Raw genomic sequence first — 13,070 nt, 5'->3', positions numbered from 1 at the left:
CCCATGGATGCCAAGGTGGTAGTGGTCGGCAGCCTCAACATGGACCTGGTGGCCCGCGCCCAGCGCCTGCCCCGGGGAGGCGAGACCCTGACCGGCGACAGTTTCTTCACCGCGCCTGGCGGCAAGGGCGCCAACCAGGCCGTGGCCGTGGCCCGGCTGGGCGCCAGCGTGGCGATGGTCGGCAACGTCGGCGACGACGCCTACGGTCAGCAACTGCGCCAGGCGCTGCTCACCGAGGGCATCGATTGCCGGGGGGTGAGCGTGTGCCCGGGCGTGTCCAGCGGCGTGGCGCTGATCGTGGTGGATGCCGCCAGCCAGAACGCCATCGTCGTGATCCCCGGCGGCAATGGCCTGCTCAGCCCCGAGTCGGTAAGCCGTTTCGATGCACTGCTGCAGCGCGCCGAAGTGATCATCTGTCAGTTGGAGGTGCCCACGGCCACCGTGGCCTGGACCCTGGCCCGCGGCCGCGAGCTGGGCCGCACGGTGATCCTCAACCCGGCGCCGGCCAGCGGGCCACTGCCAGCGGAGTGGTACGCCTACATCGATTACCTGATCCCCAACGAGAGCGAAGCCGAGGCCCTGGCCGGGGTGCGGGTCAATGATCAGGAAAGTGCCCGCCGCGCGGCCGAGCGGCTACGCCAGTTGGGGGCGGGGAAGGTGATCGTCACCCTTGGCGGCGATGGCGCCTTGCTGGTCGACGCCACCGGCAGCCGGCACTTCCCGGCCCCTCGGGTGCAGCCGGTGGATACCACGGCGGCCGGCGATACCTTTGTTGGCGGCTTTGCCGCCGGCCTGGCGCGGGGGTTGTCGGAAGATGAGGCGATCGGCTTCGGCCAGTGCGCCGCCGCATTGTCGGTAACCCGGGTCGGCGCGCAGCCGTCCATTCCCCTGTTGAAGGAGCTGGCGCCATGAAGAAGACGCCACTGCTGAACATCGCCCTGTCGCGGACCATTGCCGGGCTCGGCCATGGCGACATCCTGGTGATCGGTGACGCCGGCCTGCCGGTGCCGCCGGGGGTGGAGCTGATCGACCTGGCGCTGACGCCGGGTATCCCGGATTTTGCCAGCGTGTTGCGCGTGGTACTGAGCGAGATGCAGGTGGAGCGGCATGTGCTGGCTGACGAAGTGTTTCAGGCCCTGCCGCCGGGGTTGGCCGAGGTCGAGCGTTTGCATGCGGGCGGTGAGCTGGGCCAGCGCCAGGTGCTGAGCCATGCCGACTTCAAGACCCTGTGTCGCCAGGCCCGGGCCGTGGTGCGTACCGGGGAGTGCAAGCCCTACAGCAATATTGCCCTGGTGGCTGGCGTGACTTTCTAGACCGAATGCGAGGGCGTGCGCCCTCGATCGCCGGCAAGCCGGCTCCCACAGGTTAGGCGCAACCTCGGGCTGCCTCTGTGGGAGCCGGCTTGCCGGCGAAAGGGCCGTAATGCGGCCCCTGTGAATCCATCCCCCTAGCAACAAGGAGTGCTGAATGTCCCTCAAGAACCTGCTCCAAGGAGCCGTCCTCATGTCCGCGCTGGCCGCCACTTCCCTCATGGCCGCGCCCCGCGACCTGATCATCGACACCGACCCAGGCGCCGACGACGTCGTCGCCCTGCTGCTGGCCATGGCCTCGCCCGAGGAATTGAAGATCCGCGCCATCACCACCGTGGCCGGCAACGTGCGCCTGGAGAAGACCTCGCGTAACGCCCGCCTGGCCCGTGAGTGGGCTGGCCGCGAAGAGATCCCGGTGTACGCCGGGGCAGGGCGGCCGATGGTGCGCACGCCGATCTACGCCGCCAACGTGCACGGCGAGGAAGGCCTGACCGGCGTCCAGGTCCACGAGCCGAAAAAGCCGCTGGCCCAGGGCAACGCCGTGCAGTACCTGATCGACACCCTGAGCGCCGCCGAGCCTCACAGCATCACCGTCGCCATGCTCGGCCCGCAGACCAACCTGGCCCTGGCGCTGATCCAGAAGCCGGAGATCGTCAACGGCATCAAGGAAGTGGTGGTGATGGGCGGTGCCCATTTCAACGGCGGCAACATCACGCCGGCGGCGGAATTCAACCTGTTCGCCGACCCGCACGCCGCCGAGGTGGTGCTGGCCAGTGGCGTGAAGCTCACCTACCTGCCGCTGGACGTCACCCACAAGGTGCTCACCAGCGACGCGCGCCTCAAGCAGCTCGCCGCGGTCAACAACAATGCCAGCAAGCTGGTGGTGGACATCCTCAACGCCTACATCAAGTTCGACATGGACAACTACGGCATGCCAGGCGGCCCGGTGCACGACGCCAGCGTCATCGCCTACCTGCTCAAGCCTGAGCTGTTCAAGGGCCGTCAGGTGCACATGGTGGTCGACAGTCGCGAAGGCCCGACCTTCGGCCAGACCGTCGCCGACTGGTACGGCGTGCTCAAGCAGCCGGCCAATGTGATGTGGATCGAGGAGGGCGATGCCCAGGGCTTCTTCGACCTGCTCAGCGCCCGCCTGGCCCGATTGAAATAGTGTCGTGGTGCGCGTAGCGCTCGAACACCTGGTCGATGAAGCTGCGCGCCGCCTCGCTGCCACGATCGCGTACCAGCAGGTCGATGGCGATCAGCAATAGCTCTTCGGGAGTTCCCGGGCTGTAGGCGCTCTGGCCCTCGTCCCACTTGACCTTGATATCGGCGTCGATGCTGTGGCTGCTCATGGGGCGGTTCTCGCTTGGGCCTGGGTGATAGGTCGAATACCGCGTCCTGGCGTTCGAAGGGGAGGTGTTTCATGCTCCACTTCTTGCAGTAAATCATGCCTTTGCGCAACGGGATCTGCGACTTAGGCATAAGCCTTGCGTTTGGCCGAACCTGCGGTTCGGTGCAAAATTCGGTGACGATTGCGTTTCGCATCCCCTGGCCGAGTCAGGCAGAATCTTGCGGTTTTGCAACAAACCGTTGGTGGAACTGTCGCATAAGGCAGTTCCCGGATCGATTTAGGAGGATTCATGTTCCGTACCCGCGCTTCCCTGGCGACCCTGCTGGTGGCTACCGTCCTGGCAGGTTGCAGCACCGGTGGCTCTTCGGGCGCTAGCGCCCCTGCCGCCCCGGCCGGCAATGACGGCCGCTGCGAAGCCAGTGGCGCCGATTTCACCGTCGGCAAGCCGGCCAGCGCCGAGCTGCTCGAGCAGGCGCGCAAGGCCAGCGGCTCGCAGATGGCACGCATCCTCAAGCCGCACGATGTGATCACCCTGGAGTACCGCTCCGAGCGGTTGAACCTGAATGTCGATGACAAGGGTGTGGTGACCCGCGTCAACTGCGGCTGATTGCCCGCACGCGGTCACCTGGCGCGGGCTGGCCCGCGCCTTCCTGTGTTCACGCCACGGTCGCCGGTTCGCGCCGTCCTTCGCTGGCGAACATCCTCTCTCCCAATGCGCGGGCGGTTCGCAGATGCCGTGCCGGATCCTGCCCTTCGCTGTCGTCCAGCAACGTCGAACTCAACACCCGAGCGCCGCAATAATCGAAGATGCCGTGCTCGATCTGCACGCGCATGGCCTCGCCGTAGCCGTGCCGCTCGAAAGTGCCGGCATCGGCCCCGGCAACGCCAATCAGGTGCGCAGTCAAATCGTGCAGGCGCTTTGTGGTACTACCGTCCGCAGCCTGGTAGAAGGCCCAGCCATTGCTGAACACACGCTCGACCCAGCCCTTGAGCAGGGCCGGGAGCGACCACCAGTAGATGGGATAGACCAGCACCACGGTGTCGGCGCGTTCGATGCGCGCCTGCTCGGCCAGCACATCGGCCGGCGGCGGCCCCAGACGGCGGTGCACGGCGTGGTCGGCCAGGGTGAAACGGGGGTCGAATCCTTCACGGGCCAGGTCGGCGAACTCGCTGGTGTGGCCCGCCGCGCGCAGCCCTTCGGCGAGCTGCTCAGCAAGGGCATGGGTGAGGGAGGCGGGGTCGTGGTGACCGATGACGATCAGGGCATGCATGGTGGAATCTCCAGAATCAGGATGCGAGTGCGTCGGGAGCGTTATATACTCCCAGTAAGTTACTATTGGTAAGTTACTTTTGGTAGGTAATCAATGTCAAGCGAGGAAAAGACCACGCCGCGCAAACGCCTGTCCCGCGAGGAGCGCCGCCGGCAACTGCTCGATGTGGCCTGGCAACTGGTACGCGAGGAAGGCACCGATGCCTTGAGCCTGGGGCACCTGGCCGATCAGGCGGGGGTGACCAAGCCGGTGGTGTATGACCACTTCGAAACCCGCAATGGATTGTTGCTAGCGCTGTACCAGGAGTACGACGCGCGCCAGACGGCGATGCTCGACACGGCCCTGGCCGGTTGTCCGGCGGACCTGCCGGGGCGGGCCTGGGTGATCGCCGAGGCCTATGTCGACTGCGTGGCGACCCAAGGGCGCGAGATCCCCGGTGTCAGTGCGGCATTGGCCGGCTCGCCGGAGCTCGAGGCGCTCAAGCGCGGCTATGAAGGGCCCTTCATGGACAAATGCCGGGAAGCCTTGGCGCCCTTCGCGGCGGGCGGCGATATCGGCGTGGCCGGCCTGTGGGTGCTGGTGGGGGCGGCGGATGCGCTGTCCCTGGCGGCGGCGGCCGGCGAGTTGGCCGCCGAGGCCGCCAAGCGCGAGTTGCAGGCGACCATCGTGGCGATGGTCCTGCGTCAGTAGCTGCCGGCGCGAGGCAGGCCAGCAATCAAGCCGGCAGGCCCTGGTACGCCTGCTCCTCGCCCGGGCTGCGGGCGAACTGGCGCTTGTACTCGCGGCTGAACTGCGAGGTGCTCTGGTAGCCTACCCGATGCGCCACCTGGGCCACGCCCAGGCCTTCGCCGATCAGCATCTGTTGCGCCTTGAGCAGGCGCAGGCGCTTGAGGTACTGCATCGGCGCCAGGTCGGTGCAGCGCTTGAAGTGCTCATGGAAGGTTGACACGCTCATGTTCGCCCGGCCGGCCAGTTCATCCACCCCCAGCGGCTCGGCGTAGTGCTCGCGCAGGTAGGCCAGGGCCGAGGCGATCCGGGCAAAATGCCCCTGTTGTTCGACCAGTGCCCGCAGCACCCCGGCCTGAGGGCCGCGCAGCGCGGTGTAGAGCACCTCGCGCACCCGCGCCGGCCCCAGCACCCTGGCGTCCAGCGGGTCCTGCAGGCACTGCAGCAGGCGCTCGACACTCTCGCGCATGGCCGTGTCCAAGGCTGCCGAGGTCATCGACTGCGGAGTCTGTACCTGAACCGCGGCATCCGGCCCCAGGTTCATGGCTTGCACCAGTTCGCCGAGCATGGCGCGATCGATGTCCACCGCCACACCCAGCAGCGGCGCCTCGGGTGTGGCGAAGGTCTCGCAGAGGAAGGGCACCGACAGCGCCTGCACCAGATAATGCCCGGCGCCGTACTCCAGGGTGCGCGGGCCCAGGCGCGCCAGCTTGCTGCCCTGGGCGACGATGATCAGGCTGGGTTCGTAGATCTGCGGGCTGCTGGCCACATAGTGGTCCCAGGTCAGGACCTGGACCTGGGGCAGGGCGGTGGGCACGAACCCCGGGCGCGTGGCGAGGGTGCGGATCAGTGAGCAGAGCGTGGCATTGGCATCCACGTGGCAAGTCAGGTGCATGGCGAAACCGGGCAGAGAATCGGACACTGTCATCTTCGCAGATTGGATAGCTTGCGCCAGAGGGTAGCAGGCAGGTCCGGAGAATCAGGCATGCATGCCGGAGAATCGGCCGTGGCCGGGGCGGGACAGGCTGCGCACAATGCGCCGCCTGAAACGTTTCACCTGAGAGAGGTCCGCATGTACACCGCCATCGGCTACGCCGCCCAGTCCCCCACCAGCCCCCTGGCCCCCATGACCTTCCAGCGTCGCAGCCCGCGGGCCGACGATGTCGCCATCGAGATCCTCTACTGTGGCGTGTGTCACTCCGATATCCATCAGGCCCGCAACGAGTGGGGCATCGCCGTCTACCCGCTGATGCCGGGCCACGAGATCGTCGGTCGGGTCACCGCGGTTGGTGCGCAGGTCAGCCGCTACCAGGTGGGCGATCTGGTCGGGGTCGGCTGCATGGTCGACGCCTGCCGTCACTGCGAAGCCTGCCGCCAGGGCGTCGAGCAATACTGCCTGGAAGGCCCGACCATGACCTACGCCACCCCCGACCGGGTCGATGGCAGCAATACCATGGGCGGCTACTCCAGCAGCATCGTGGTCAGCGAGCATTTCGTCCTGCGCATTCCCCAAGGCCTCGAGCTGGCCAGCGCGGCGCCGATCCTCTGCGCCGGCATCACCACCTACTCGCCGCTCAAGCACCATGGTGTTGGCCCGGGGCACAAGGTCGGCGTGCTGGGCATGGGCGGGCTGGGCCACATGGGCATCAAGCTCGCCAAGGCGCTGGGGGCGCATGTCACGCTGTTCACTCGTTCCGCGGCCAAGGCCGAGGAGGCGCGGCGCCAGGGGGCTGATGAAGTGATCGTGTCCACCGACGCCGAACAGATGCGCGCTGCGGCCGGCCGTTTCGACTTCCTGCTCGACACCATCCCGGTCCAGCACGACCTCAACCCCTACCTCGAAACCCTGAAGTTCGACGGCGTGCATATCCTGGTCGGCTTGATCGAGCCGGTCGACCCGCCGCTGCATGCGGCCAACCTGGTGATGAAGCGTCGGGTGCTGGCCGGCTCGCTGATCGGTGGTGTCGCCGAAACCCAGGAGGTGCTCGACTTCTGCGCCGAGCACGGGATCAGCTGCGATATCGAGATGCTCGACATCCGCAACATCAACCAGGCCTACGAGCGGATGATCGCGGGCGATGTGAAATACCGTTTCGTCATCGACATGGCCACGTTGAAGGTCTGAGTCGACAGGGCGCCGCTGACGCGGCGCATCGCTGGCAAGCCAGCTCCCACCTCGCCCGCGCAGTTCTTGTCTTGAGTCTTGCGCTATCCCTGTGGGAGCTGGCTTGCCAGCGATGAGGTCTTTGAAGGCAGTCTGCCCACACACCGGCACGGCACATTATCTGAGGGGGGCCGCATATGCCTGGCGCAGGTCGACGCCCCAACCATCGAGCACGGCCTTGACGTTGTCGGCCGTCATCACCTGGCGGTCGTTCTCCAGCGGCACGCCAGTGCCTGCGAGCATCGCCTCGCCCACCACTCGCCCGCTTGTGCCGGCTTCGAACGACAGTTCGGTGGCAATTTCGCTGTCCCGGTCGCGCATCCCCACGGCACTGCTTACTCCAGCCGCGACCAGGGTGATCGGCAGCCACTCGTAGTACCGCAGGCTTTGTGCGTCGGCGCTGATGCGGGTAATGGCCGGCCTGACAACCAGCGTGTTCGGGCCAGGGGTATCCACTACCTTCATCACCTTGCCTATTTCCTTGCGCAGTACCGCGTCGTAGTAGTGGCTGATCGAGGCGAGGGCAGCCTGGGGAATACGCGGGCTCGGTTCGGGTGTCGGGTAGAAGCGGCTGGGCGCCAGGTAGACCTCGATATAGCGCCCCCGTGGCCACTTCGGGTCGGCCCAGCTCAGTACGGTACCGCCAGACGGCGCCTGGTGCGGGGTGAGCAGGCCATAGTCCTTGAGAAACCCGGCCGGTGCCGGCTTGTGGCTGCTGCATGCCGAGAGGCTCAGGGTGCTGGTCAGCATGACCGTCAGCAGATGCCGCTGGCTCATGGGCGGCGCTCCTCTTGCGCGGTGGCCTGCCAGGCCTGGGTTGGGGACGCGTCCTGCGAGGCCTGGATCTGCAACTTGCCATGCGCCATCAGCCAGTGGATCAGCTCACGGATGGGCACGGTATGGCTGTATTCGACCCATTCGCCACAGCCCGGGTCGTAATGCTCGAAGTAGCGCCGCAGGGTGATGTAGCCCAGGTCGTCCGCCAGGCCCAGGCTCTCCTGCTGCACGATCAGTGAGCCCGTCTGGCCGCGGCTGGTGTGGCGCTGGCTGAGGATCAGGGGGGCGGAACCTTCTTGCACATCGGTGCTGTTGCGGCTGTCGGCTATCTTCATGGGGAGCCCTCGGCGAATGGAAGGCCCGCAGGGTGCAGGGTAATGTTTGCCAGGTGATGTCCGAATCGTGTCACTCGTGACGAAATGTTGCCCGATTGAAATAAATGACCCGGGCAGCGCAATGGTTTTAGATACGCCTTTTTTCCGGACCTGTACCACCGTGAGCAGACTGCTGATCGTCGATGACGATGTGGAAATCCTCGCCCTGCTGAAGCAGTTCTTCGTCCAGCAGGGTTACGAGGTGGACCTGGCCGCCGAAGGCCAGGCGATGTGGGCGGCCATCGAGCGCCAGCGCCCGGATGCGATCATCCTTGACCTGATGCTGCCGGGCGAGGGCGGCCTGAGCCTGTGCCAGAAACTGCGTGCGCAGGTCGGGGTGCCGATCATCATGCTCACCGCCATGGCCGAGCTGAGCGATCGCATCATCGGCCTGGAGCTGGGCGCCGACGACTACCTGACCAAACCTTTCGACCCGCGCGAACTGCTGGCCCGCCTGCGCGCCGTGCAGCGCCGTGCCGGCGAGCAGGCCCCGCGCGGCGAGGCGGCCAGGCCGGTGATCGGTTTTGCCGGCTGGCACCTGGACGTCACCTGCCGCGAGTTGCGCTCGCCCGAGCAGGTGATGATCCCGCTGTCCGGCGCGGAGTTCGACCTGCTGGTGGTGTTCCTCGAACATCCCCAGCGCATCCTTACCCGCGAGCAGTTGATCGACCTGACCCGTGGCCAGGGCCATGACGCCTACGACCGCAGCATCGATGTGCAGGTCAGCCGGCTGCGGCGCAAGATCGAGCCCGACAGCAAGCGCCCGGAGCTGATCCGCACCGTGCGCAATGGCGGCTACCTGTTCACTGCCAAGGTCACTCGCTCGTGATCCGTCGCCTGCTGGGCCGCGATTCCTTGCGCAAACGGATCGCCCTGACCATCTTCGTCGCATTGCTGGCGTCGTTGGCGTTCAACGCCTTGTTCGTCAAGCTGGCCGGTAGCTGGGCGCGTCCGCCCATCGACCGCACCGGCCTGCTCGAACAGATCGCCGTCACCACGCGGGTGATCGAGCGCGCACCGCCGGCGCTGCGCAGCCAACTGGCCCAGGCAGCGAGCACGCCGACCCTGGAGGTGACCTGGAGCCGCCAGCGCAGCGATTTCGGCCTGCCCGGTCCTGGCGTACAGTTCACCTCCGGCCAGGTGCCGGCGATGGGGCAGTTGCTGGGGCCGGCACGCGTCATCGAGGTCTACAACCCCGACGACTGGCCCAAGGGCAGCCCCGAGGCCCACTACGTGGCGCTGGTTGCCCTGGCTGATGGTAGCTGGCTGTTGTTCGTACCGCCGGAGCGCAGTTGGGGCATGAGCGCTCCGGCGCGGCTGGCGGTGATCATCGGGCTGGGGCTGGTGGCGACCCTGCTGGTGGCCTGGCTTGCCACCCGTCAGCTGGCCGCGCCGCTGCAGCGCTTCGCGAATGCGGCGCGGCGCTTCGGCGGCGATCTGCAGGCGCCGCCCATCGCCATTGAAGGCCCCGAGGAAATCCGCCAGGCGATCATCGCCTTCAACACCATGCAGGCGCAGATCCAGCACTTCATTCGCGAGCGTACCCATATGCTGGCGGCCATCTCCCACGACCTGCGCGCCCCGCTGACACGCATGCGCCTGCGCAGCGAGTTCATGGAAGACCTGGACCATAAGCACAAGCTGATCCGCGATGTGGAAGAGATGCAGAGCATGATCAACGAGGCCCTGGCGTTCTTTCGCGAAGGCACGCAGCTTGAGCAGCGCACGGCCTACGACCTGTCGGAGCTTTTGCAGACCCTGGTCGACGACTACCGCGACCAGCAGCTCGCTGTCGCCTTCAAGGGCCCGGCGCACCTGGTGCATGACGGCCGTCCGCTGGCGACCAAACGGGTGATCGTCAACCTGTTGGAAAACGCCATGAAGTATGCCCGCGAGCCGCAGATCATCCTGAGTCACGCCGGGCACCTGATCGTTATCGAAGTAGGCGACCGCGGGCCGGGCATCCCCGAAGAGGCCTTGCAGCGGGTGTTCGACCCGTTCTACCGGCTGGAAGGCTCGCGCAACCGCGACACCGGCGGCGTGGGCCTGGGGCTTTCGGCGGCCCGTGCCAGCGTGCGCGAGCAAGGCGGTGAGCTGACCCTGCGCAACCGCAGCGGCGGCGGGCTGGTGGCCCGGGTCGAACTGCCCGATGGGCGCTGAGCGGGTCAGTACACCCAGACTTCGACGCGACGATTGCGCAGGCGTCCCTGTTGCAGATCGTTACCGGCTACCGGCAGTTCGTCGCCCATCCCCGTCACGTCCCTGGCCTGGACCCCGGTCCGGGCCAATTCGCGACGTACCGCCATGGCCCTCAGCCGCGACAGCAGGGCGGCGCGTCCTGGTGTCTCCTTGGGGTCGCCGAAACCCACCAGCACCACCTTGCCCTGCAGCTTGCCAGCCTGGCGCAGGTAGTCGCTGACCCGTTGCACATCGCGCAGGGCCTTGTTGTCGAGGCTGGCGCTGCCTTCCTGGAAGCGGAAGTTGACGCTCAGGCGTTGCGCTTCGCTGGCCAGTGCCCGGTAGCGCGGCGGCATGTCGGCCTGGGTCGGTACCGGCTGTGGCTTGATCTGCTGGGAGACGAACCCCTGGTCGGCGACGATCGCCTGTCCGGCGGGGCTCTGGGCGAACTCTGCCAGAGACCTGGCCTGGGGCGTGGCGTGGGCGGGCAGGTAGAAGAACAGGCGCCGCGACAGCGGGTAGTCTTCGCTGGCCACCAAGGCGCGGCTGGGGAGCAGGGCAGGCGCGTCACCCTCGGCCACCGCCAGCACCTTGGCCTGGTGGACCGTGCCCAGGCCGCTGAAGCCGATGGCCTGGCGGTCGGCCATGACCTGGGCGGCCAGCGCATCGGCGGATTCGAAGCGACGCGCCTGGGTGGCCAGCGCCTGGTTGTGCGGGACAAGCACCAGGGCCTTGAAGGTCTCGAAGGTGCCGGAGTGGTCGTCGCGGGCATACAGGTGGATCGCCCCGCCGGGCACGCCCAGCTGTTCCCAGCGCTGCAACCGCCCGGAAAACACCTGCGCCAATTGCCCGGTGGTCAGTTGCGCGAGGGGGTTGTCCGGGTGGGTGATCACCGCCACGCCATCCAGGGCGATGACCTGCTCCGAGCCCGCGCCGCGCAGGTTGCCCAGGGCCTGCAACTGTTGCACCTCGCTGTCACCGATCGGTCGCGAGGCTGCGGCCAGGTCCGCTTCGCCGCGGGCCAGTGCGGCGAAGCCCGTGCTGGTGCCGTGGGCGGCGATGTCGACACGCAGGGGCAGGCCGTTGCGATCGACAGCGTGAAGCGTGGTCTCGTTGGCGGAGGCACCAGGCTGGCGCTCGATGGCGCTCGCGCCTTGCGCTTGCAACAGGCCCCGCACCAAGGCGGGGCCAAGCGCGGCGCCGATGGTGTTGGAGCCCTGGATGCGCAGTTGCGCCGGCGCGGCGCAGGCCAGGCCGGCAAGCAGGCACAGCAATAGGGGGAGCAGGCGAGGCATGCCGAAGACCTGTGGCACAGAGTTGCACCGCAGATTACGACAGTTGTTTGACCGAAAAATGACAGGTCTGGCTCCCGCAGCAGCCAAGCGCGCTGCTGCGGGATCTGTACCCGTGACCAGGCTCAGCGTGCTTCAGGCACGATGATGCTCGCCGGCGCCTCGGCCGCCCGACGGCGCGCCACGCAGTAGTACAGCACGCTGGGTACCACCAGGCCTATCAGCCACGACACGTCCACGCCGCCCAGGTGCGCGACCATGGGCCCGGTGTACAGCTTGGTGTCGATGAACGGCATCTGCACCAGCACGCCGAAGGTGTACACGCCGATGCCTGGCCAGTTCCAGCGCCCGTAGCGGCCATCCGGGTCGGCCAGTGCCGGAATGTCATAGCGTTCCTTGGTGATGAAGTAGTAGTCCACCAGGTTCACCGCGCTCCAGGGCACGAAGAAGGTCAGCAGGAACAGGATGAACGACTTGAACGCGCTGAGGAACGAATGCTGCCCGAGCAGCGCGACCAGGGTCGCCGCGCCGACGATGCCGAGCACGAACACCAGGCGCTGCACGCGACTGATCTGCAGGTGGCCACGAAAGCCGCTGATGATCGTGGCGATGCACATGAAGCTGCCGTAGCTGTTGAGAGTCGAAATGGTCACCTTGCCGAAGGCGATGCAGAAGTACAGCAGCGCCGCCGTGGTGCCGGCACCACCCAGGCCGACGATGTAGGCCACCTCGCGGCCGGAGAACTGGCCACCGGCGATGGCTGCGGCGAACACGCCGAGGATCATCGAGGCCTGGGCGCCGATCACCGAGCCCAGGCCAGCGGCGAGGAAGGTCTTGAGTGGCGAGGTGTGGCTGGGCAGGTAGCGCGAGTAGTCGGCCACGTAAGGGCCGAAGGCGATCTGCCAGGAGGCGGCCAGCGACACCGCGAGCAGGAAGCTGGCCCAGCTGAAGTGGCGATTGTCGAGCAACTGGCCGATATCGGCCAGCATCAGGATGCGACTGAACAGGTAGACGAAGGCGATGATCCCCAGCACGCTGGCCACGCGGCCGATCCAGTGAATCACCCGGTAGCCGGCCAGGGTCGCGAGCACGATCACCCCGGCGAAGATCAGGATGCCGGCGCTGTCGCTGATGCTCAGCAACTGGCCGATGGCTTGGCCGGACAGCACCGTGCCGGTGGCGGTAAAGCCCAGGTACATCAGGCACACCAGGGCCATGGGGATGGCCGCGCCGTAAACGCCGAACTGCACACGGCTGGAAATCATCTGCGGGAGCCCCAGGCGCGGACCCTGGGCGGCATGCAGGGCCATCACCGCGCCGCCGACCAGTTGCCCGAGCAAAAGGCCGATCAACGACCAGAACACGTCGCTGCCCAGCACCACGGCCAGGGCGCCGGTGACGATTGCGGTAATCTGCAGGTTGGCTCCCAGCCACAGGGTGAATTGGCTGTAGACGCGTCCATGGCGCTCAGACTCGGGGATGTAGTCGATCGAGCGGCGCTCGATCACGGGTTTGCTGGACATCGGGGAGGCTCCGCTTCGTTGTTTTTGTGAAAGGCGGCGGCTATCGGCGGGACGCAGGGCGGATGGCCGAAGCCCGATATGAGCATGTATATACAAGTCTGGTC

The 13,070-nt window shown here is 66.8% G+C and carries 15 protein-coding genes; 8 read left to right on the top strand and 7 right to left on the bottom strand.

Annotation, left to right across the window (positions count from 1 at the left end; translation table 11 throughout):
• Window positions 1–3: 3 nt before the first annotated feature.
• The 3 genes from rbsK (at window position 4) to KHO27_RS11970 (ending at window position 2,478) form a co-directional block, all read left to right on the top strand.
• Window positions 4–912 (top strand): ribokinase, encoded by a 909-nt coding sequence (rbsK, locus tag KHO27_RS11980; protein WP_102682859.1) that lies wholly within the window; start codon window positions 4–6, stop codon window positions 910–912.
• A complete protein-coding gene (rbsD, locus tag KHO27_RS11975; protein ID WP_110704609.1) occupies window positions 909–1,313 on the top strand; it encodes a D-ribose pyranase in 405 nt (134 codons plus the stop codon). The genes rbsK and rbsD overlap by 4 nt, the downstream gene beginning before the upstream one ends.
• 154 nt (window positions 1,314–1,467) lie before the next feature.
• On the top strand, window positions 1,468–2,478 hold the full coding sequence (locus KHO27_RS11970; RefSeq protein WP_102682857.1) for a nucleoside hydrolase: 1,011 nt from the start codon (window positions 1,468–1,470) through the stop codon (window positions 2,476–2,478).
• Here the strand turns inward: KHO27_RS11970 and KHO27_RS11965 are convergent.
• The gene (locus tag KHO27_RS11965) at window positions 2,450–2,662 is read right to left on the bottom strand and encodes a hypothetical protein (RefSeq protein WP_023632517.1); all 213 of its coding nucleotides are present in this window, start codon (window positions 2,660–2,662) and stop codon (window positions 2,450–2,452) included. The genes KHO27_RS11970 and KHO27_RS11965 overlap by 29 nt on opposite strands.
• 288 nt (window positions 2,663–2,950) lie before the next feature.
• Between KHO27_RS11965 and KHO27_RS11960 the strand changes: the two genes are divergently transcribed.
• Entirely contained in the window at window positions 2,951–3,268 is a 318-nt protein-coding gene (locus KHO27_RS11960; RefSeq protein ID WP_046855162.1) for an I78 family peptidase inhibitor, read from the top strand.
• Window positions 3,269–3,317: 49 nt separating this feature from the next.
• On the opposite strand, the gene KHO27_RS11955 is transcribed toward KHO27_RS11960, so the two are convergent.
• Window positions 3,318–3,932 (bottom strand): NAD(P)H-dependent oxidoreductase, encoded by a 615-nt coding sequence (locus KHO27_RS11955; protein ID WP_214501875.1) that lies wholly within the window; start codon window positions 3,930–3,932, stop codon window positions 3,318–3,320.
• A 93-nt stretch (window positions 3,933–4,025) separates the two neighbouring features.
• On the opposite strand from KHO27_RS11955, the gene KHO27_RS11950 reads away from it, so the two are divergent.
• Window positions 4,026–4,622, top strand: coding sequence for a TetR/AcrR family transcriptional regulator (locus tag KHO27_RS11950; RefSeq protein WP_110704615.1), 597 nt, complete (start codon window positions 4,026–4,028; stop codon window positions 4,620–4,622).
• A 25-nt stretch (window positions 4,623–4,647) separates the two neighbouring features.
• Here the strand turns inward: KHO27_RS11950 and KHO27_RS11945 are convergent, their stop codons facing one another.
• Entirely contained in the window at window positions 4,648–5,553 is a 906-nt protein-coding gene (locus tag KHO27_RS11945; RefSeq protein WP_214501986.1) for an AraC family transcriptional regulator, read from the bottom strand.
• A 177-nt stretch (window positions 5,554–5,730) separates the two neighbouring features.
• Between KHO27_RS11945 and KHO27_RS11940 the strand changes: the two genes are divergently transcribed.
• Window positions 5,731–6,783 carry an NAD(P)-dependent alcohol dehydrogenase gene (locus tag KHO27_RS11940; protein ID WP_111532209.1) on the top strand — a complete coding sequence of 351 codons (1,053 nt, stop codon included), beginning with the start codon at window positions 5,731–5,733 and terminating at the stop codon, window positions 6,781–6,783.
• Between the two features lie 156 nt (window positions 6,784–6,939).
• Here the strand turns inward: KHO27_RS11940 and KHO27_RS11935 are convergent, their stop codons facing one another.
• A complete protein-coding gene (locus KHO27_RS11935) occupies window positions 6,940–7,599 on the bottom strand; it encodes a DUF3313 domain-containing protein (RefSeq protein ID WP_214501874.1) in 660 nt (219 codons plus the stop codon).
• On the bottom strand, window positions 7,596–7,934 hold the full coding sequence (locus tag KHO27_RS11930; protein WP_214501873.1) for a hypothetical protein: 339 nt from the start codon (window positions 7,932–7,934) through the stop codon (window positions 7,596–7,598). Before KHO27_RS11930 ends, KHO27_RS11935 begins: the two co-directional genes overlap by 4 nt.
• Window positions 7,935–8,094: 160 nt before the next feature.
• On the opposite strand from KHO27_RS11930, the gene KHO27_RS11925 reads away from it, so the two are divergent.
• Both KHO27_RS11925 and KHO27_RS11920 read left to right on the top strand, forming a co-directional pair.
• On the top strand, window positions 8,095–8,802 hold the full coding sequence (locus tag KHO27_RS11925; RefSeq protein WP_502577623.1) for a response regulator: 708 nt from the start codon (window positions 8,095–8,097) through the stop codon (window positions 8,800–8,802).
• Window positions 8,799–10,133 carry an ATP-binding protein gene (locus KHO27_RS11920; protein WP_110701478.1) on the top strand — a complete coding sequence of 445 codons (1,335 nt, stop codon included), beginning with the start codon at window positions 8,799–8,801 and terminating at the stop codon, window positions 10,131–10,133. The genes KHO27_RS11925 and KHO27_RS11920 overlap by 4 nt, the downstream gene beginning before the upstream one ends.
• A 5-nt stretch (window positions 10,134–10,138) precedes the next feature.
• On the opposite strand, the gene KHO27_RS11915 is transcribed toward KHO27_RS11920, so the two are convergent.
• Window positions 10,139–11,446, bottom strand: a complete 1,308-nt coding sequence (locus KHO27_RS11915) for a phosphate ABC transporter substrate-binding/OmpA family protein (RefSeq protein WP_214501872.1) — start codon at window positions 11,444–11,446, stop codon at window positions 10,139–10,141.
• Between the two features lie 122 nt (window positions 11,447–11,568).
• Window positions 11,569–12,966 (bottom strand): purine-cytosine permease family protein, encoded by a 1,398-nt coding sequence (locus tag KHO27_RS11910; protein ID WP_214501871.1) that lies wholly within the window; start codon window positions 12,964–12,966, stop codon window positions 11,569–11,571.
• Window positions 12,967–13,070: the final 104 nt, after the last annotated feature.

Source organism: Pseudomonas sp. RC3H12, from assembly GCF_018596375.1.
GTDB lineage: Bacteria > Pseudomonadota > Gammaproteobacteria > Pseudomonadales > Pseudomonadaceae > Aquipseudomonas.
This window is presented reverse-complemented; position numbering and strand designations above follow the sequence as displayed.

Excerpts from the sequence above, each read along its gene's own strand:
- KHO27_RS11950 (WP_110704615.1), top strand. The coding sequence starts at position 4,026 with ATGTCAAGCGAGGAAAAGACCACGCCGCGCAAACGCCTGTCCCGCGAG.
- KHO27_RS11945 (WP_214501986.1), bottom strand. The coding sequence starts at position 5,553 with ATGCACCTGACTTGCCACGTGGATGCCAATGCCACGCTCTGCTCACTG.
- KHO27_RS11965 (WP_023632517.1), bottom strand. The coding sequence starts at position 2,662 with ATGAGCAGCCACAGCATCGACGCCGATATCAAGGTCAAGTGGGACGAG.
- KHO27_RS11955 (WP_214501875.1), bottom strand. The coding sequence starts at position 3,932 with ATGCATGCCCTGATCGTCATCGGTCACCACGACCCCGCCTCCCTCACC.
- KHO27_RS11930 (WP_214501873.1), bottom strand. The coding sequence starts at position 7,934 with ATGAAGATAGCCGACAGCCGCAACAGCACCGATGTGCAAGAAGGTTCC.
- KHO27_RS11970 (WP_102682857.1), top strand. The coding sequence starts at position 1,468 with ATGTCCCTCAAGAACCTGCTCCAAGGAGCCGTCCTCATGTCCGCGCTG.
- KHO27_RS11915 (WP_214501872.1), bottom strand. The coding sequence starts at position 11,446 with ATGCCTCGCCTGCTCCCCCTATTGCTGTGCCTGCTTGCCGGCCTGGCC.
- rbsD (WP_110704609.1), top strand. The coding sequence starts at position 909 with ATGAAGAAGACGCCACTGCTGAACATCGCCCTGTCGCGGACCATTGCC.
- rbsK (WP_102682859.1), top strand. The coding sequence starts at position 4 with ATGGATGCCAAGGTGGTAGTGGTCGGCAGCCTCAACATGGACCTGGTG.
- KHO27_RS11940 (WP_111532209.1), top strand. The coding sequence starts at position 5,731 with ATGTACACCGCCATCGGCTACGCCGCCCAGTCCCCCACCAGCCCCCTG.
- KHO27_RS11910 (WP_214501871.1), bottom strand. The coding sequence starts at position 12,966 with ATGTCCAGCAAACCCGTGATCGAGCGCCGCTCGATCGACTACATCCCC.
- KHO27_RS11935 (WP_214501874.1), bottom strand. The coding sequence starts at position 7,599 with ATGAGCCAGCGGCATCTGCTGACGGTCATGCTGACCAGCACCCTGAGC.
- KHO27_RS11960 (WP_046855162.1), top strand. The coding sequence starts at position 2,951 with ATGTTCCGTACCCGCGCTTCCCTGGCGACCCTGCTGGTGGCTACCGTC.